Source organism: Arthrobacter sp. TJ-170 (assembly GCF_058269305.1).
The window spans coordinates 1-18,326 of record NZ_JBZCNL010000008.1; the positions used below are offsets into that span (position 1 = coordinate 1).

Here is an 18,326-nt window from a genome sequence, read left to right on the forward strand (position 1 = left end):
CGGCAGTACCCACCAAATAAGGAAACACCATGAAACTCACCAGAGAACATTGTCCTGCGTCCCGACCCGGAAAAGCTGCGGCGGCCCTCCTTCTGGTCGTTGCCGGCTTCCACGCATCACTGGCCGGCGGCGCACCGTGGGCCGCGGCAGCGTATGGAGGAGCGAATTCCGGGGTCTTGCCCGATTCCCTGCGTGCCAGCAGCGCGGTTACCGCCGCGATCTATCTGGCCCTGGCGGCCGTTGCCGGAACGTCATGGGTGCCCGTTGGGATCCGGCGCCGCTTCATGTATGGGACCAGCGCCCTGATGGTCATCGGAGCGGCATTGAACATCGCGTCCCCGTCGCTTATCGAACGCATCATCTGGGTCCCGGCAACCATCCTGCTGGTGATAACACTCTGGCGTGCGGCCAAGCTCGATGCGGCCCAGGTCCTCCGTAAATCAGCAGCACCCGTGACGATGCCATAACGCCACGGCACTGCAGAGCCGTTCAAGCAGCCATCAAAAAAGTCTGGAAATCGGAACAATCAATGTTGTGCCGAGGTCGGCATAACATTGACCTTCTGTTTACAAGCAGGAGTTCCCGGAACTTCCCAATAGCTCCCCAAATTACGCCCTGACCCGCGGAAACAGCGACAAGCCTTGAATAGGTACTCCCTGACCTTCCCGCTCAATTCTTGACATAAATTTGATTCCTCAAGCCTATCCGCGCTGGCAAGGCCGAGTAGCGGCACACCGAAGGGCAGTAAGGCTAGGGGCGCAGAGCTTAGCGATGCCGTGCCTCAGGGGGATGAATTGATGCGTATCTCATTGCGGCTTCTCATCACCTGCTCCCCGAGGTGCGCAGGAGTCGAGATAGCTGGCGATGGCCAACTTCCGGCTATGGGGGTAAGGACGTTGGCGTCTCACTAATACTTCTGCTGCGCCTACTGAGGGACACCGATCGGCAGGTTGCCGATCTACTCGCCGCCGGCGTTCGCCGCGACGATCTAATGTCGATCACGGAGTCAGTGGCGCCCATGCTCGACGACCCCAGTTCGACAAGGCACTCGACGCATTGCATGAAGGTGACACCCTAATCGTCACTACCCTTGATCATCTCGGCCGCTCCACTTCCAACATGCTCTCCCTGGCCGATGAGCTCCGGGCGCAGAAGGTGAATCTGCGGGTCTTGAACCTTGGCGGCGGAAATGTCGATACCGGCACACCCATGGGCTCGATGGTCTTCACCGTCATGGCTGCTCTCGCCCAGATGGAACTCGAGATTAAGCGTGAACGCGTCAACGACTCCAATACCAAGCGCCGCGAGGCTGGCCTCGACCTCGGCGGCCGACGCCCGATTTTCAGCGACAGCCAGATCGCCGATGCTCGCCGGCTCATCGAACAAGGCCAGCCCGCCTCCCACGTCGCACGTGACCTCGGCATGTCGAGAGCTACTCTGTACCGGCGAATCGCCCACCTCGACGCCCAACAATGGATTGCTACCTACCCGAGGGATACCGCCCCGTTGTCGGAAAGCAAGAGACGGAGTCAGTACCTAGCCGACAGATAGAGAAAGCCCCTCAGGAGGGGCTTTCATCCGGTTGGGTATTTAACATCTGGTATCCGTCAAGGTCGATATGCCACTCCCTCCCAGGCGCCGAAAGCGCCTCTGCCGTTTACGTCATTTCAAACTTTAGTGAACCTCCCGGCTGGGGGTCCAGTGGTGTGCCCAAACTTTTCGATCCTCCACGCTACGGGCCTCACACCCGGCTCCCCCAGCGCGCCCAGCAGCTGCTTCTTGGGTTCATCGAAGAGCAACGACTCAAGACCGTCTTTACGACCTTGGCCCCGGCGGCCTTCACGGCCTTCTTGCGCTTTGACACACCACCGATCACAATCGGCAGAAGTGTCAATTCTCGTTCCGGCACGGAATCGCCACGACTGATGTTTAGTACCTAACTTACGCCTACGGAACACACCACTTTTTGTGCAAGCGAAGGAAGCGAGGCAAAAGGGTCGTTTTTGACGAGCGAAGCTCTTCATTGTTTGCCGTTGAAGGCCGCTAAGTAACGGATGTTTCAGACCAGTGACAGCCACCGCAAGACTGCCCCCTTATGATTCCCCAATATCATGAGAAACAGGCTGTTTGAGTCTCCCTCTTGCCGGGAGCAATTCGGGCGGATCGGAGCACGGCCAGATTGGTAATGCAGCCCCGCGATCCTCCATTTGATGTCGAGATTCGCGCGCTGTATGTTCAGGACAGGAAAGCCTGCCGCTCCCCCAATCGACAGGCTTTCCTTTGCGCTACGTTCCAAAGCGCAGTGCCCTCACCACTTCTGCCATAGCATTCCGACATCCGGGCGGGCCGTTCAACAGGTTGATCACGTGTCCCATTTCCTTGGAACCGGAGTCTCAACAGCTATCTGCTCCTCGAACCAATAGCCCCAAGCGGTCGGGACTGACCCCACCCAATCATCTACTCCGGCTTGGCGTATGTGGCCGCACTCATGATTTCGTACCCCACAAACGTCTCGTCGTTTTCAACCCAAGCATCATGGCCAGGAGGAATGGCGTAGGCGTCACCGGCGTGGATTGTGTTGCGCGTCCCGTCTTCCAGCTGGACCGTGAGCGTCCCGGCGGTGCAGAAACCCAGATGGTTGCTTTGGCAGCTGTCGGTTTTGACAACGGTCTTAACGGTCTCGGACCAGCGCCAACCTGGCTCGAAGGTGAACCGGCCCAGCGTGGTACCACCAATGTTGACGACGTCGACTTCTGTCTTAGGCGGACGGCGCTTTTCATCCGGTTCATTGAAGGACTTTGATTCAAGGTTTGTGACAGTTACTGCGGGCATTTTCAGTTCTCCTCAACAGGGAGTGGTTTATAACTGCTCCTCCGGAAGCTCTATGAGTGCTCCGGGAATGCAGGTCCGGCGGAGCCTGGACCGACGTGCTGGAGAGGGGCTGAACCGAACTTGCGTATGAGGTTCTCAGGTTGCTCTTAGCCGGAGGCACTTGTCAATAGGTGCTGTCAGTGACTTCGGCCCCTCCCCGGCGGGCGCCCGTGCACGTTTGAACAGAAAGACATCGGAGGGGTATTTGCTTTGCTTGGAAACGCCGCCGTTGGCGTTGCCGCCCGCTGGCTGAACGTCGCGACCACAGTGTTTGGGACGATAACGGGGAACTCGTTTGGAACGTGCTCGACCTTCACCAACAGTCATAGGCCTCTGACCTGCAGGCATACTGGACGCATGGCCGGAACCAATACGTCGCTAATGCCCCCACCTACGGTCTTTGCGGCGTTCGGTGCGTCTGAGGCCCCAGGAAGTGCTTTACGCCCCGCCGCGCGCCGGCATCTGGCGCATGCCGCTCTACAACAACGACTGGTACCCCGAAGGGCACAGAGACGCCCAATGGAGTTCCTACGAGCAAACCTTCGAACGCGTCATGCAACAAGTTGCCTAATTCCTCACCATCGAAGCGGCGTTCCTGGAGATGTTCTACCCCAGCTGAGCTTGACTACCTCCACGGTCTACCTTCCGGACCCTATGGGTAACCAACGCGGAGTTCTTGTCGGCGCCACCTGACAGGATGGTTGCGTCAGTACTTATGAGGGGGCATACATGAGCAATGAATCAGAGCTCCGACGGCTGCGGTCGGAGGCTTCCCGCCTTCGGGAAGAAGTGGCACGTGCGAGCACGGTTGTCGCAACGCAAAGAAAAAAGGCCGCTACCGCTAGCGAAGCAGCAGGCAAATCCAAGAACCCCTCCACCATCAAGAGCAAACTTTCTGAAGCCCAACGAGCGACTAAAGCAGCCAATGATGCAGAGACGAAACGCGCACAAGCCGAGAAGAAACTCGCTGCGACTGAGGGCAAAGTAAACACTACGCTTCAGCGGTACGAGAAGGATCAACGCCAGGCCCAGCGTAAAGCGCTCGATGAAGTGACTCGACGTACCATCAGCGCCGCTGCCCAATTCGACCCTAGGACTCAGCCCCGTCCAACTCTCTCCATCACCGAAGAAACTGATACACCGTCTCGCGACGTTTTTCTCTCTCATGCAAGTGAAGACAAAGATGACATCGCCCGGCCTCTCATGGACGCCCTCGAAGGTCGAGGGGTAAGCGTCTGGTTCGACGAGCTCCGCATCAAGGTCGGCCAGAGCATCAGGCAGGAGATCGAATCAGGCATTGCGAACTGTCGCTTCGGAGTTGTGATCGTTTCCCCAGACTTCTTCCGCAAACAATGGACGCAAGCCGAACTGGATGCTCTCTTTGGTAAGAAGATGGAGTCCGGCGGAAACCTGATTCTTCCCGTATGGTTTCCAAAGACGAGGTCATCAAGAACTCACCCCTTCTAGGGGGGATTCACGCACTCAACTCATCGTTGCAAACAGTCGAGGAATTGGCGCAGGCAATCGCTGACGTTGTAAAGGCCCAGTAGGGGCGCCTCGAACGGTTAGCTCGGATTGCTCGTTGCGAGTCATAGCTGCCCAGCCATAGGGTTGCCGGGTGCCTGATGCAGTTTTCTCTAACCCACGCCTCGCTCGCGTCTACGATCCATTGGATCCGGATCGAAGCGATCTCGATACCTACACCCACCTGGTGGACGAATTCAGCGCCAGGACCGTTCTGGATGTGGGGTGCGGGACGGGTACTTTCGCCAGCCGTTTAGCGGCCAAGGGCATCCGTGTTCTGGGGGTTGATCCCGCCGTAGCATCTGTGGCAGTTGCACGATCGAAGGTGCACTCCGACCATGCGGAGTGGGTTGTTGGGACGGTGCTTGATGTGGCGGCTGATCCCGCCCAACAGAAGCGCTATGACTTGGCAACGATGACCGCGAACGTCGCGCAGGTCTTTCTCGACGATGACGAGTGGCTATCCACCTTGCACGCCGTTCACTCCTGCCTCCGTGAGGGCGGACACCTCGCCTTCGAGACAAGGAAGCCATCAGACCGCGGCTGGGAACGTTGGACTAAGGAACTGACCCGGCAGGTGGTGGAGGTCGAAGGTGAAGGTGCAGTAGAGGACTGGGTGCAGGTGACCGCCGTCGATGGCGAGTTTGTAACGTTCGATTCACCGACGATCTTCCACGTCGATGGTGAGCGCATCGACTCCACCTCAATGCTCCGCTTCAGGACCGAAGAGGCATTGCGGCACTCGCTAGCGGAGGTGGGCTTCGTGGGCGTCGAGGTCCGCGACCTGCCCTATGCGCCGACCCGTGGCTGGCTGTTCGTCGCGCACGTCTAAACCCTCCGTAATGCTTGTCCGATGTCTTAGGGCGAAGGTTAAGTCTTGTGTGCGAGTGTCCGGTACAGGGTTGATCGATCAACACCGAGCCGACGGGCAACTTCCGCCTTGGGCACTCCCGCGGACACGAGCCCACGCGCCCGTCGCCAACTGCTCGGCCGTGATCTTTCGTGTTCCGCCCTGGTAGACGCCGCGTGCCTTTGGCCGCTCGGATGCCTTCGGCTTGCCGCTCTTTCGTGATGGCGCGCTCAAGCTGAGCGAAAGAGGCCATGATGTTCAGCTGAAACTCCGCAAAAGGGTCCGAGCTTCCAGGAGAGAAGGTCACGCGTTCATTGATGAATTCCACCGCTACACCCTTGGTGGTCAGCTCCCCTACGATTTGGTTCAGATCCACGACCGATCGAGCGAGGCGATCCATGGAGGAGACAACAACTGTGTCCCGGTCGCGAGCATAAGCAATCATGTGTTGCAGTAGTAAGGATGGGACCCCAACGCGACGCTATTGGTCCGATACGGTCCGTTGCGTATGGGTGTACTCCAACCCACAGTTGGCCTCAAGGGGTCGTCGCAACACCTATTTGATGAGGTGTTGCTATGGGAGGAAATCAGGCTTCGAGGAATCGACAGGATCGGTTCTGGGGGCTCCTCCGGCAGGGCTACACGGCCGGGGCAGCGTGTGAGGCTGTGGAGGTGCATAGGACTCAGGGCTATCGGTGGATCAAAGCAGCTGGAGGCCGGTTCCCTGTCGCGGAGCGGCCCCGCTCGGGTAGGTATCTGGGCCAGGACGACCGGTTGAAGATCGCGGACCTGCGCCTGACCGGCGCGGGCGTTCGTCATATCGCCAAGGAACTCGGCCGGGCACCATCGACGATTTCCAGGGAGCTGCGCCGGAACAGCAGGCCTGGTACTGGCGCTTACCGCCCCTACGCGGCGCAGAAACGGTGTGATCAGCGAGCCTGCAGGCCCAAGCCCGGCAAGCTCACCGACGCCCGGTTGGTCGCTGTGGTCGAGGAACGATTGCGGAAGAACTGGTCGCCGCAACAAGTCAGCGATGACCTGAACCGGGTGTTTGCGGGGCGGGAGGAAATGCAGGTGTCCCACGAAACGATCTACCAGTCTCTGTTCGTCCAAGGCCGCGGGCACCTTCGCGCTGACCTGCATAAACACCTTCGAACGGGCCGGGCTGCACGTCAACCCCGCGGCCTGCACTTCACCTCGAAAGGGCGCATCAGGGACAAGATCCTGATCAGTGAGCGTCCCGCTGAAGCCTCCGACAGGGCAGTGCCTGGGCATTGGGAAGGTGATCTCATCGTCGGGTCCGCATCAGGTTCTGCGATCGGCACCCTTGTTGAGCGAACCACCCGCTATTTGATGCTGGTGCACCTACCGGACGGGCACAGTGCGGAGAACGTCCGGGACGGCCTCGTCGCCACGATCAGCACACTGCCGGCACCTACGCCGTTCACTCACCTGGGATCAAGGCACCGAAATGGCCCGCCACCGCGAGGTCACCGTCGCGACTGACATAGCAATCTTCTTCTGCGACCCCCACTCGCCGTGGCAGCGCGGGTCGAACGAAAACACGAACGGGCTGCTGCGCCAGTATTTCCCAAAGGGCACCAACCTCAACGCACACAGCCCCGAACACCTCCTCGACGTCGCCACCGAACTCAACCAGCGACCCCGCAGAACCCTCGACGGCATCACGCCCGCCGCAGCACTCGAAAAGCTACTCTTAGACCCATCGAAACCGTCTGTTGCGACGACCATCTGAAACCGCCCACACCTTTGGTGACTAGCTGGAATCGGGCGGGTGTGAGCACTTGGGCAGGATGTTGGTTTCGGATAGCTCAAAACTGCTGACCGGCACGCCGTCGCGGATCGACTTATGGGATGGTGACAAAAAGCCGAAGCAGTGCATTGAGCGTTACCGGTTCCTCCTCAATGCTGGCGTCAATTCCGCGGCGCCGACCTAGGGTTGAGGACGTGACCTCGACGTCGAATGTTCCAAGATCCCGAAGATCATTCTTAATCCCCCAAGATGAGCGCGTGTCGCCGCGCATGCTGCCGCACTGACGCCGCTTCTATCCGCTCTTTGGCGAATTTCCTTGATCTTCGGGTTTTCGGGCGGATTCACCGAGCAGGAATTAATCGACCTCGATGTAGCCGGATGGGGATGGGCTTACCTTCTAGTACTCAGCGTGCTGACAGAGTTCTTCGCTCTGTTAACCCTTGCTCTCATCAAGCCATGGGGAGAGGTCCTACCTCGCTGGGCGCCTCTGGTTGGTGGTCGTCTGGTTCCCACGATTCCGGTGGTTTCCGTGGCCTTCACCGGCGCAGCTTTGTTGACCTTCCTATGGACTCCACTGCTCTTTTGGTGGAGTACCCCGCACCCCGAGATGACCGCGCCCGGAGCGAACCTGGTTGGCCTTCTGTACCTACCCCTGGTCGCTTGGGGCCCATTGCTAGCTGCGGTCACCATCTCTTATGCCAAACGGCGCCGTGCAGCAGAGACTCCACATCAGCCACGCTAGTCGGCCCCCTTACGGACAGGCTTGGTTGCGCTGGGTGTACCCAGCGCGACACCGCTAATCACGGCGGCCAGGTGCCCCTGGGCGAGGTCGTCCTTGTAGTCGCCGCGCAGCCCCGCCAGGTAGAGCCCAGTGCGGTCCAACCTGATTGTGCGGTGCATCTGCTGGTGCGACCATGGGGATGGGTACAGCGCACTACCCTACAGCCAGCCCGACACTTGGAGTGGTTCTCATGCCCGAACGTCATATCACGGTGCAACGCCGCATGTCTGCGCCCCCGAGTTCCGTATGGGCCGTGTATGCAGACTTCTCGAATCTCGCAAGCCATTGGGATGGCCTAAGAGCCACGAGAGCCATCGGGGACCAGACCAGCGGCGTGGGTGCTCGCCGCCGCGTCGAGCTGAAGCCGATCGGCAGCATGGATGAAACCGTCACCACATGGCAGGAGGGTCGCAGGATCGACACTCAGAATCAGCCCAACGTGTCGGTGCCGTTCAAGCAGGCCGAGTCCTCGCTCACGCTCGAACCTGACGACGACGGAACGTTAGCCACATTCGACTACCGATATGTGCCCAGGGGTGGTCCAATCGGCCGATTCACCGGCCCATTGATCGACAAGATGCTGACGGCGACCTTCACCGACATGCTGGCCGCCACCGAGAAGGCCGCCCTACCGAAGGGTTAGCAAGGACTGAACCGCCCGGGAGCCCGAGGACCCGCGTGTATTTACGGACGGCGCAACTGAGATCGCTGACGGACACCGGGTCCGCGAGTTTGCCAAAGAATCCGCCGAGGCTGCCGGCCTCGACACGGTAGGTGAGGCGCGTTCCACTGGCCTCTGGTTCCAGGACGTTGCTGATGGTGAAGTCGAACTTGCTCTCGACGGAGCGGATGACCGTCTGCCTTGGTGGGTCAAAGTGGACGTTCTCAGTCAGCCAGTCAAACTGACACCGCTAACGAGTATCACCAGCTTGTAGTAGCGGTCCGCAAACCGACGTTTCAGGTTACACCCATGCGTTAGGAAGTTCCTCTAGTGCTTGTAAGGTGGCCATCTGCCTAGGCAGCAACCGGGGCACAGTGGCAGCATTTCGGCATCTAAACGATCGAGAAATGCATGCCGGTTGGATCTCGGCAGGAGCGACCCGCTTGAGCTTTGGGTTTCCCGACTTTAACAATTGTTAGAGATAGGAAAAGTTATGCCGAGAATTGTTAACTTTCCGCCGCACTGGACAACAACAAGTCAGTAATGGCTGACGATGTCGCCGAGCGAGAAGTATGGTAAGTAGATTGCCGCCGCGACTACGCCAATCATGATGGCAATTGTCACTAGGAAGAACGTCCGGATGAGCGCCTCCATCCGACTGGTGATCTCATCGATGACGCGGTCGTAGAGCCTGCCGACCGAGGTCAGCGAGGTGGACGGGTCGCCTGTCTCCTCACCGATCGAGATGAAGTTGATGAGTAACTTCGGGGGAAGATCGCATGCTTGCCCGGTTCTTCAGCGATGCTGTCATCCTGGTTTTTAGCATCGGCAGCTTCCCTGACCGGGCGTTCCATGACGACGTTGCCGACGGTGGTGGAGGTGAACAACCCCCACTACCAGCGACGGAGACGCCAAGGATTGCAATGCCAACCGGTTTCGGCGTAGAAAGCCTTGACCGCTGTAACTGTTGCGAGTCCGACTGACCCATTGGGACGTTGCCCTGATGTCCGTAATCGCCAACAAGCTCTGTTTCCGCCAGTTATCCGGTCCCGTATCGCCAACTAGTCGTCAAATCGCCAACTAGCTTCCGATCTCACACGGACCTAGAAGTCCCAATCCTCGTCTTCAGTGTTGACTGCCTTGCCGATGACATACGACGAACCCGACCCCGAGAAGAAGTCGTGGTTCTCATCCGCGTTCGGTGACAGCGCCGACAGGATCGCCGGGTTCACGTCCGTGACCGACGACGGGAACATCGCCTCGTAGCCCAGGTTCATCAACGCCTTGTTGGCGTTGTAGTGCAGGAACTTCTTGACGTCCTCGGCCAGGCCAACGCCGTCGTACAGGTCATGCGTGTACTGAACTTCGTTTTCGTACAGCTCAAAGAGCAGTTCGAAAGTGTAATCCTTGATTTCCTGGCGTTTTTCCTCGGAAACCTTCTCCAAGCCCTTCTGAAATTTGTACCCGATGTAGTACCCGTGAACTGCCTCATCGCGGATGATCAACCGGATCAAATCCGCCGTGTTCGTCAGCTTGGCACGCGAGGACCAGTACATGGGCAGGTAGAAGCCGGAGTAGAACAGGAAGCTCTCCAGCAGCGTGGAGGCCACCTTCCGCTTCAGCGGATCATCGCCCTGGTAGTAATCCATGACGATGTGGGCCTTCTTCTGAAGGTTCACGTTCTCCGTAGACCACCTGAATGCCTCGTCAATCTCCTTGGTGGAGGCCAGCGTGGAGAAGATGGAGGAGTAGCTCTTGGCATGCACCGATTCCATGAACGCGATGTTCGTGTACACGGCTTCTTCGTGCGGGGTGATCGCATCGGGGATCAGCGAGACGGCGCCAACGGTGCCCTGGATGGTGTCCAGGAGTGTCAGGCCGGTGAACACGCGCATGGTGAGCTGCTGCTCTACTGGCGTCAGCGTGTTCCAGGACTGGACGTCGTTGGACAGCGGCACCTTTTCAGGCAGCCAGAAGTTATTGACCAGACGGTTCCAGACCTCGACATCCTTGTCGTCCTGAATGCGGTTCCAGTTGATCGCCTCAACGTGCGACAGCAACTTAACCTTCTCGGTCATTGTGACCCCTTGTCCCGTTCGTTCGAACTGCCCTTTCAAGGGCGGTGAATTCCATTAACTAATGTACGACGACGGCGAGCCGGCTTTTGAACGCCGGCCCGCCGACGTCGTCGTTGGCTTACTACCGCGTTACAGCATGCAGCTGACGCAACCCTCCACCTCAGTGCCCTCCAGCGCAAGCTGGCGGAGCCGGATGTAGTAAAGCGTCTTGATGCCCTTGCGCCAGGCGTAAATCTGCGCACGGTTGATGTCGCGTGTGGTGGCAGTGTCCTTGAAGAACAGCGTCAGCGAAAGGCCCTGGTCCACGTGCTGGGTGGCAGCGGCGTAGGTGTCGATGACCTTCTCGAAGCCGATCTCATACGCGTCCTGGTAGTACTCCAGGTTGTCGTTCGTCAGGTACGGCGCCGGGTAGTACACGCGTCCCAACTTGCCTTCCTTGCGGATCTCGATCTTCGCTGCCACCGGGTGGATGGACGAGGTCGAGTTGTTGATGTAGCTGATCGAACCGGTCGGGGGCACGGCCTGCAGGTTCTGGTTGTAAATGCCGTGCTCCATGACAGAGGCCTTGAGCTCACGCCAATCATCCTGGGTGGGAATGTGCACCTTGGTAAACAGTTCCTTCACCCGCTCGGTCTGCGGGACCCACTCCTGATCGGTGTACTTGTCGAAGAACTCTCCGGACGCGTACTTCGACTTCTCAAAACCGCCGAAGGTCTGCCCGGTCTCCTTCGCCAGCAGGTTGGAAGCCCGCACGGCGTGGTAGACCACCGAGTAGAAGTAAATGTTGGTGAAGTCCAGGCCCTCCTCGGAGCCGTAGTGCACCCGTTCCCGGGCCAGGTAACCGTGAAGGTTCATCTGGCCGAGCCCGATGGCGTGTGAGGAGTCATTTCCCTTGGCGATCGATGGCACCGAGGTGATGTTGGACATGTCCGAGACGGCCGAGAGCGCACGGATGGCGGTCTCGATCGTGTTGCCGAAATCAGGCGAGTCCATGGTTTTCGCGATGTTCAGCGAGCCCAGGTTGCACGAGATGTCCTTGCCGGTGTCGGCGTAGGAGAGGTCATCGTTGTACGTGGTGGGCTGCGAAACCTGCAGGATCTCCGAGCACAGGTTGGACATGATGATCTTGCCGTCAATCGGGTTGGCCCGGTTCACAGTGTCTTCGAACATGATGTACGGGTAGCCCGACTCGAACTGGATCTCGGCGAGCGTCTGGAAGAACTCGCGGGCCTTGATCTTGGTCTTCTTGATCCGTGAGTCATCAACCATCTCGTAGTACTTCTCGGTGACCGAGACGTCCGAGAACGGCATACCGTAGACGCGCTCAACGTCGTAGGGCGAGAAGAGGTACATGTCCTCGTCCTTCTTCGCCAGCTCGAACGTGATGTCCGGGACGACGACGCCCAGTGAGAGGGTCTTGATGCGGATCTTCTCGTCGGCGTTTTCACGCTTCGTGTCGAGGAAGCGGTTGATGTCCGGGTGGTGCGCGTGGAGGTACACGGCACCGGCGCCCTGGCGGGCACCGAGCTGGTTGGCGTAGGAGAAGCTGTCTTCGAGAAGCTTCATCACGGGGATGACACCGGAGGACTGGTTCTCGATCTGCTTGATCGGCGCGCCGACCTCGCGGATGTTGGTCAACGCGAAGGCCACGCCGCCGCCGCGCTTGGACAGCTGGAGCGCCGAGTTGATGGAGCGCCCGATGGACTCCATGTTGTCTTCGATACGCAGCAGGAAGCAGGAAACCAGCTCGCCGCGCTGCCTCTTGCCGGCATTAAGGAAGGTTGGGGTTGCCGGCTGGAACCGGCCCTCGATGATCTCGTCCACCATGCGGGTGGCTAGTTCCTCATTGCCCCGTGCGAGGTGCATGGCAACCATGCAGACGCGGTCCTCGTAACGCTCCAGGTAGCGCTTGCCGTCGAATGTCTTGAGCGTGTACGAGGTGTAGAACTTGAACGCGCCGAGGAAGGTTTCGAACCGGAATTTCTTCCCGTAGGCACGCTTGTACAGGTCACGGATGAAGTTCATCGTGTACTGGTCGAGGGTTTCCCGCTCGTAGTACTCGTTCTTCACGAGGTAGTCGAGCTTTTCCTCAAGGTCATGGAAGAAGACGGTGTTGTTGTTGACGTGCTGCAGGAAGTACTGGTGCGCGGCTTCCCGGTCGGCCTCGAACTGGATCTCGCCGTTCGGGCCGTACAGATTGAGCATGGCGTTGAGCTCGTGATAGCCCAGGCCCTTGAAACGCTCGGGAAGTGCGGGTGCTTCTGTTTCAGCGACTGTCATGTCCAAAACTCTTCCAATCCTTGGGTTACCCGGTCAACGTCCTCGGACGTGCCCATAAGTTCAAATCTATACAGAACGGGAACACCGCACTTTGCTGCGACGATATCCGCAGCAAGGCAGTAGGTGTCTCCGAAGTTTGTGTTGCCGGCGCCGATCACTCCCCGAAGCAGGCGGCGGTTGTCCGCGACGTTGAGGAACTTGATCACCTGCCTGGGTACTGCTCCCTGGCCGCTGATTCCGCCATAGGTGGGCAGAACCAGCACGAACGGCCTCAGCGCGTGCAGCGTGTCTTCCTTGGTGAGGAGCGGAATACGCGCGGAACGGACGGGCAGTTTGCTGACGAACCGGTGAGTATTGTCCGACGCCGACGAAAAGTAGATAAGCGACGCGTCAGTCTCCAACGGCTCCCCAACTGCCCTTCCGCGGGCACTTCGGATGATGGTTGGTATTGTCATGCCGACTACATCCGCCCTCGCGAATGGGTGAAAGGTGCAGCCCGAACTAGGCTACGGAACTGACCGACCCCTGGGCGAGTTCGTTGATCTTGTCAGGACGGAATCCGGACCAGTGATCCTGGTCGGTGATGACGACGGGCGCCTGCATGTAGCCGAGCGAACGAACCCGCTCCAGCGCCGCAGGATCCTGTGAAATATCGACGCTCTGGTAGGCGATGCCCTTCTTGTCCAGGGCCCGGTAGGTGGCGTTGCACTGTACGCATGCTGGCTTGGTGTAAACCGTGACGGTCATGTCCCTGACTCCCCTTGTGAAGTGCTGTTATTCGGCTAATGTTGGTGAGCTTCATACCGCTCTTCCGACCGTCAAACGGTCGATGCGGAGACTGCCTCGCCAGCAGGTGATTCGATATCTAGATACTACATCTAGTGCAACGTGGCGGCGCCGACCCCAAGATGATGTATTACAAGTATGTCATTTGCTGGTCGATTCGTCCACAGGGAATCCACATGCACGAGGCATCGGAAACCGCTCAAACCCGCGGTTTCAGGCACCCCGGTCCACAGCCTGTGGAGCGCTGTCCACACAGGAAAATCGAGTGCGTGTCGTGTCTGCTCGGCGTGTCGCTGTACCCATCGGGCAGGATCTAACCACACGGAAACGGTCCGGCACGCAATGTGGCAGGTCGAAGCCGAAATGAGGCGTGAGAGGATGTCGACGTGGTCAATCCCGTTCATCTGCGGACCCTGCTTGAGGTCATTCGGCACGGATCCTTTGCGTCCGCCGCCACCCGGCTCGGGTACACAGCATCAGCGGTTTCGCAGCAGATGTCGGCCCTCGAACGGGACACCGGCGTCACTCTCTTCACGCGGTCCGCGCGGAGTGCGATTCCTACGGAGGCCGCCGTCGTAATGTCACGCCACGCTTCGAAGGTGCTGACGGATATCGACACTCTCATGGCGTCAACGGCCAAGGCCGGAGCGGCAGCGACGCAGGAATTGCGGTTGGGTATTTTCCCGAGCCTCGCCACTTTCGCTCTCCCCCGCCTCATTGGCACGCCGCAGTGGAAACAGCTCGGCATCAACCTGAAGGTCTTTGTCGGCGAGCCGGCGCAGACCATTCATGGGCTGCGCACCGGTGGGGAACTCGATCTCGCCCTGGTGTTCCAGGTGGGGCAGGGCGGGCTGGCCTGGCCCTCGTCGGTAAGCCGGCAGTGGATCGGCGATGACAATTTTCGCGTGGTGCTGCCGGCGGCATGGGGAATCGCAGAGGATTCCACGGTCTCGGCCGAGCAGCTGGCGGATATGCCCTGGATCATGCACCACCCCGGCACCTCAGATGCAACGGTCATCGAGAGATTGTTTGCCAGCTGCAACCTGCATCCGCATATCGCGGCGTACTGCGACGATTTCAACGCCAGCCTGGCCATGGCGGCGGCCGGCATGGGCGCTGCGCTAGTGCCCGAGCTTGCCATGCTGAGCTCACCGGAGGGCATCGTTGCGCTGGACGTTCCCGAGATCCGCCTCGCGCGCAGCATCTTCGCCCTGCAGATTGCGGGAAAGCAGACCACCGAGGTGCGCCTCTTCATGGACCAGCTCACCGATGTCCTGAAGGACCGGCAGATCGCCCCGCGGACGAGCAGCCGTCCGGCGTAATCTCCAGCGCATCAGATAATGCAGAAGCGCGGACCGGAAACCGGCCCGCGCTTCAGGTGCTTCTTCCAGCGAGGTAGTTGCTAGGAGACCGAAGCCTCCAGCTGGGAGCGGACAGCCACCGTGGCGTTGACCAGGTTCCGCAGCGACTCCTCGGTCTCGGCGTAGCCGCGGGTCTTCAGGCCGCAGTCCGGGTTCACCCAGAGCTGGCGTGCCGGCACATGCTGGACAGCCTTCTCGAGCAGTTCGACGACCTCTTCCTGGCCGGGAACGCGCGGCGAGTGGATGTCGTAGACGCCCGGACCGACGCCGCGCTTGAAGCCGTGCTCCTCGAGGTCGTGCACAACCTCCATGCGTGAACGGGCCGCTTCAATCGAGGTGACATCGGCGTCAAGCCCGTCGATGGCATCGATGATCGCGCCGAACTCCGAGTAGCACAGGTGGGTGTGGATCTGCGTCTCGGGAGCCGCGGACGACGTCGAAAGCTTGAAGGAGTTGACCGACCATTCGAGGTACTCGGCCTGATCCTCCTTGCGCAGCGGCAGGAGTTCACGCAGCGCCGGCTCATCCACCTGGATTATCTTGATGCCGGCGGCTTCCAGATCGGAGACCTCGTCGCGGAGGGCGAGGGCAACCTGGTTCGCGGTGTCGCCCAGCGGCAGGTCGTCACGGACGAAGGACCACGCGAGGATGGTGACGGGGCCGGTCAGCATGCCCTTGACCGGCTTGTCGGTGAGCGTCTGTGCGAATTCCGTCCACGGAACGGTGATCGGAGCCGGGCGGCTGACGTCACCCCACAGGATGGACGGCCGGGTGCAGCGCGAACCGTATGACTGGACCCAACCGTGAACGGTGACGTCGAAGCCGTCCAGGTTCTCAGCGAAGTACTGGACCATGTCATTGCGCTCCGGCTCACCGTGAACTAGGACATCGAAGCCCAGCTCCTCCTGGAGGTCGATGACGCGCTTGATCTCGTCCTTCATGAGCTGCTCGTACTGCTCGGCGGTCAGGTCACCCTTGTTGGCACGGGCGCGAGCCGAGCGCACCTCGGCGGTCTGCGGGAAGGAACCGATGGTGGTGGTCGGCAGCGCGGGCAGGTTCAGTGCCTCTTCCTGGGCGGCGAGACGCGCAGCGAAGTCACCGCGGGAGAAGTCCGACGGCGAAAGCGCGGCGGCGCGGTCACGCACCTCACTGCGGTTCACACCTGCTGCCCCGGCGCGTGACGCGAGCACCTCATCGGTTGCAGCGATTTCGGCGTCGATGGCTCCCGGGTTGCCGATCGCCCGCGCGAGCGTGACGACCTCGGTCACCTTCTGGTCTGCAAATGCCAGCCAACTGCGCAGCTGTGCGTCGAGCTGCTGCTCGTCCTCGACGTCGTGCGGGACGTGCTGCAGGGACGTAGAGGTGGACACGGCTAGCGCGGGCACGGAAGCTTCCAGTTCGGCCAGCTTGTAGGCGGCGGCCCCGAGGTCGGCCTTCCAGATGTTGTGTCCGTCCACGACGCCGGCGACCAGGATGGTTGATCCGAGGTTTGACAGCTCCTCTGCGGCAGGAACGGCGCCCTTGAAGACGTCGATGTGCAGGGCGTCGATAGCGGTCCCCGCGAGCACCGGCAGCAGCGAACCGAGCGAACCGTACTGGCTGGTGACCAGGATCGCCGGGCGGTTCTGCGCCTCCGTGGCGAGGACTGCGTAGGCACGCTCGACGGCGGCCGCTACCTCACTCTCAGGAAGCGCCTGGTCTGCAACGAGGGCAGGCTCCTCAAGCTGAACCCACTCGACGCCGGCCTCGGCGAGCTTGCCCAGCAGCTCGACGTAGAGCGGAAGCAGGTCGTCCAGGCGGCTGAGCGGGTTGAAGCCGGCAGGCGCCTCGTCGGCAGCCTTGCTGAGCAGCAGGAAGGTGACGGGACCGATCAGGGTCGGCCGCACGGTGTACCCGGCCTTGGCGGCTTCGGCGACGTCGCGCAGAACCCAGTCGTTCGCGAGTGAGAAGGCGGTCTCGGGGCCGATCTCGGGCACGAGGTAGTGGTAGTTCGTGTCAAACCACTTGGTCATTTCGAGCGGCTGGCGCTCCTTGTCACCGCGGGCGAGCGTGAAGTAGGCGTCCAGGCCCAGCGAGCCGTCGCCGTCGTACAGGTCCTTGAAGCGGTCCGACACGGCACCGAAGGTGACGGCGGTGTCCAGCACCTGGTCGTAAAGGGAGAACGACGCCGGGATGGAGTAGTTGCCTGCCTCCAGCCCGAGCTCGCTCAAGCGGGCATAGGAGGCGGCACGCAGCTCGGCGGCGGTGGTCTCCAGCTCTGCGGCTGAAGTGCGGCCGGCCCAGTAGGCCTCGACAGCCTTCTTCAGCTCGCGGCGACGGCCGATGCGCGGGTATCCGACGATGGTGGCTTTCGGGAATGCGGTGGTCATAAGAATGTCCTTTTTCTAGCGGTCGTTAGGTTTGTTAAGCGGTGCGTCCGAGCCCACCCGGAACGGGGGGTCGGCGAAGCTGAAGGTTTTCGAGCACGTCAAGCGCTGCCGCGTGCTCGTTGAAGGTGTACAGGTGGATCCCCGGAGCTCCGGCGTCGAGCGCTGCGTTGGCGAGGTCCACCGTGGCCTGGACACCGATGCGGCGGCGCGCGGCGTCGTCGTCGGCGGCTGCCAGCTTGTCACGCAACTGGTAGTCCATTTCGATGCCGGCAAGCTCGCTCAGGCGGTTGAGCCGTCGCACACTGGTGAGGGGCATGACGCCCGGGATGATGGGAATTTCGACGCCGGCACGACGGGCGGCCGACACCAGTCGCTTGAAGTGGTCGGAGTGGAAAAACACCTGTGTGATTGCGAAATCAGCCCCTGCCGCCTGCTTGGCGAGCAGCGCCTCGATATCGTGGTCGAAGCTCGGTGATTCCGGATGCCTGGTGGCGTATGCAGCGACGCCCACAGCAAGCCGGCCAGCGCATAGATGCGCCGTCCTGCGGCGCTCGGCCTGACGGATGAGGCTCACCAGGTCGCTGGCGTAGGACAGGTCACCCCGACCTACGGTGGGATCTTTCGGGGTGTCCCCGCGGAGTGCCAGAATGCCCCGGACGCCGAGGGTGATGAGCTCGTCGACGAGATCCGTCAGGTATTCGCGGCTGTTTCCCACACAGGTGAGGTGGGCTAGAGGCCGCAGTGAGGTCTCGGCGAGAAGCCTGGAGAGCAGTTCCACGGCGGTGTCCCGGTTGGAGCCGGAGGCGCCATAGGTCACCGAGACATAATCGGGACTGGTCTGCTCAAGTTCACGGATTGTGCGCCAGAGCGCTTCGGCTGCGCTGGTGCTGCGGGGAGGGAAAAGTTCATAGGACAGGGCGGGGTACGGTTCGCAAGCCGGCGGACCCACGGTATGGACGGACTTTGATAGAGGTGACATTCGTATCCTCGG

15 protein-coding genes and 3 pseudogenes are annotated in these 18,326 nt (G+C 60.5%); 7 read left to right on the forward strand and 11 right to left on the reverse strand.

The genetic code is table 11. The annotated features are described in order from the left end of the window. Positions 1-29 precede the first annotated feature (29 nt). Both AC4D1W_RS14125 and AC4D1W_RS14130 read left to right on the forward strand, forming a co-directional pair. The gene (locus AC4D1W_RS14125; RefSeq protein WP_490899152.1) at positions 30-467 is read left to right on the forward strand and encodes a hypothetical protein; all 438 of its coding nucleotides are present in this window, start codon (positions 30-32) and stop codon (positions 465-467) included. A gap of 443 nt (positions 468-910) precedes the next feature. After that, positions 911-1,461: pseudogene (locus AC4D1W_RS14130) on the forward strand (recombinase family protein); the annotation flags it as partial. Positions 1,462-2,457: 996 nt separating this feature from the next. Here the strand turns inward: AC4D1W_RS14130 and AC4D1W_RS14135 are convergent. Next, the gene (locus tag AC4D1W_RS14135; protein WP_490899153.1) at positions 2,458-2,832 is read right to left on the reverse strand and encodes a cupin domain-containing protein; all 375 of its coding nucleotides are present in this window, start codon (positions 2,830-2,832) and stop codon (positions 2,458-2,460) included. Positions 2,833-3,600: 768 nt separating this feature from the next. On the opposite strand from AC4D1W_RS14135, the gene AC4D1W_RS14140 reads away from it, so the two are divergent. Together AC4D1W_RS14140 and AC4D1W_RS14145 are read left to right on the forward strand one after the other, a co-directional pair. After that, positions 3,601-4,338, forward strand: coding sequence for a toll/interleukin-1 receptor domain-containing protein (locus tag AC4D1W_RS14140; RefSeq protein WP_490899154.1), 738 nt, complete (start codon positions 3,601-3,603; stop codon positions 4,336-4,338). Positions 4,339-4,489: 151 nt separating this feature from the next. Further along, the gene (locus AC4D1W_RS14145; protein WP_490899155.1) at positions 4,490-5,227 is read left to right on the forward strand and encodes a class I SAM-dependent methyltransferase; all 738 of its coding nucleotides are present in this window, start codon (positions 4,490-4,492) and stop codon (positions 5,225-5,227) included. A gap of 38 nt (positions 5,228-5,265) precedes the next feature. Here AC4D1W_RS14145 and AC4D1W_RS14150 read toward each other — a convergent pair whose 3' ends face one another. Further along, positions 5,266-5,355, reverse strand: coding sequence for a helix-turn-helix domain-containing protein (locus tag AC4D1W_RS14150; RefSeq protein ID WP_490899156.1), 90 nt, complete (start codon positions 5,353-5,355; stop codon positions 5,266-5,268). Between the two features lie 131 nt (positions 5,356-5,486). Next, positions 5,487-5,690: pseudogene (locus AC4D1W_RS14155) on the reverse strand (recombinase family protein); the annotation flags it as partial. A gap of 131 nt (positions 5,691-5,821) precedes the next feature. Here AC4D1W_RS14155 and AC4D1W_RS14160 point away from each other — a divergent pair. Beyond that, a pseudogene (locus AC4D1W_RS14160) lies at positions 5,822-7,001 on the forward strand (IS30 family transposase). 756 nt (positions 7,002-7,757) lie between these two features. On the opposite strand, the gene AC4D1W_RS14165 reads toward AC4D1W_RS14160, so the two are convergent. Continuing rightward, a complete protein-coding gene (locus AC4D1W_RS14165; protein ID WP_490899157.1) occupies positions 7,758-7,919 on the reverse strand; it encodes a hypothetical protein in 162 nt (53 codons plus the stop codon). Positions 7,920-7,990: 71 nt separating this feature from the next. On the opposite strand from AC4D1W_RS14165, the gene AC4D1W_RS14170 reads away from it, so the two are divergent. Further along, on the forward strand, positions 7,991-8,443 hold the full coding sequence (locus AC4D1W_RS14170) for an SRPBCC family protein (protein WP_490899158.1): 453 nt from the start codon (positions 7,991-7,993) through the stop codon (positions 8,441-8,443). 555 nt (positions 8,444-8,998) lie between these two features. Here AC4D1W_RS14170 and AC4D1W_RS14175 read toward each other — a convergent pair. The 5 genes from AC4D1W_RS14175 to nrdH form a co-directional block, all read right to left on the reverse strand. Further along, positions 8,999-9,217: a type II secretion system F family protein gene (locus AC4D1W_RS14175; protein WP_490899243.1), complete on the reverse strand. Its 219-nt coding sequence runs from the start codon at positions 9,215-9,217 to the stop codon at positions 8,999-9,001. A 347-nt stretch (positions 9,218-9,564) separates the two neighbouring features. Beyond that, positions 9,565-10,539: a class 1b ribonucleoside-diphosphate reductase subunit beta gene (nrdF, locus tag AC4D1W_RS14180; protein ID WP_490892331.1), complete on the reverse strand. Its 975-nt coding sequence runs from the start codon at positions 10,537-10,539 to the stop codon at positions 9,565-9,567. Between the two features lie 129 nt (positions 10,540-10,668). Then, a complete protein-coding gene (nrdE, locus tag AC4D1W_RS14185) occupies positions 10,669-12,819 on the reverse strand; it encodes a class 1b ribonucleoside-diphosphate reductase subunit alpha (RefSeq protein ID WP_490892332.1) in 2,151 nt (716 codons plus the stop codon). Next, on the reverse strand, positions 12,816-13,274 hold the full coding sequence (gene nrdI, locus AC4D1W_RS14190) for a class Ib ribonucleoside-diphosphate reductase assembly flavoprotein NrdI (protein WP_490899159.1): 459 nt from the start codon (positions 13,272-13,274) through the stop codon (positions 12,816-12,818). The genes nrdE and nrdI overlap by 4 nt, the downstream gene beginning before the upstream one ends. 46 nt (positions 13,275-13,320) lie before the next feature. Next, positions 13,321-13,566: a glutaredoxin-like protein NrdH gene (gene nrdH, locus AC4D1W_RS14195; RefSeq protein WP_490892334.1), complete on the reverse strand. Its 246-nt coding sequence runs from the start codon at positions 13,564-13,566 to the stop codon at positions 13,321-13,323. A 425-nt stretch (positions 13,567-13,991) separates the two neighbouring features. On the opposite strand from nrdH, the gene AC4D1W_RS14200 reads away from it, so the two are divergent. Then, on the forward strand, positions 13,992-14,927 hold the full coding sequence (locus AC4D1W_RS14200; RefSeq protein WP_490892335.1) for a LysR family transcriptional regulator: 936 nt from the start codon (positions 13,992-13,994) through the stop codon (positions 14,925-14,927). Positions 14,928-15,007: 80 nt separating this feature from the next. On the opposite strand, the gene metE is transcribed toward AC4D1W_RS14200, so the two are convergent. Continuing rightward, on the reverse strand, positions 15,008-17,335 hold the full coding sequence (gene metE / locus AC4D1W_RS14205; protein ID WP_490899160.1) for a 5-methyltetrahydropteroyltriglutamate--homocysteine S-methyltransferase: 2,328 nt from the start codon (positions 17,333-17,335) through the stop codon (positions 15,008-15,010). 34 nt (positions 17,336-17,369) lie between these two features. After that, positions 17,370-18,314: a methylenetetrahydrofolate reductase gene (locus AC4D1W_RS14210; protein WP_490899161.1), complete on the reverse strand. Its 945-nt coding sequence runs from the start codon at positions 18,312-18,314 to the stop codon at positions 17,370-17,372. Positions 18,315-18,326: the final 12 nt, after the last annotated feature.